Origin of the sequence: Shewanella nanhaiensis, from assembly GCF_019457885.1 — a bacterium.
Lineage (GTDB): Bacteria > Pseudomonadota > Gammaproteobacteria > Enterobacterales > Shewanellaceae > Shewanella > Shewanella nanhaiensis.
In genome coordinates, this window is record NZ_JAHZST010000103.1 from 1 (window position 1) to 210 (window position 210).

Below are 210 nucleotides of genomic sequence, written 5' to 3' on the forward strand. Positions count from 1 at the left end.
CATCGTTACGGCCTTCAATGATGATGGTGGCAGTGGTAGGGGTCACGCCGCCATTGCTGTCAATCACGTTATAGGTGTAGGTTAGTTCAACACTCTCACCCACGGCTAAGTAGTCATAGGCATTAGGTGTGACGGTGAAGACATTGCCCACTAGGACGACGCCGCTGGCGTCATTGCCACTGGTTTCAGTCACGTCGCTGACACTGAGGT

Annotated in this window: 1 protein-coding gene; it reads right to left on the reverse strand. The window is 53.3% G+C overall.

Features of this window, described 5'->3' with window-relative positions; all coding sequences use genetic code 11:
- A partial coding sequence (locus K0625_RS24980; protein WP_220111942.1) for a hypothetical protein occupies positions 1–210 on the reverse strand: 210 nt, incomplete at both ends.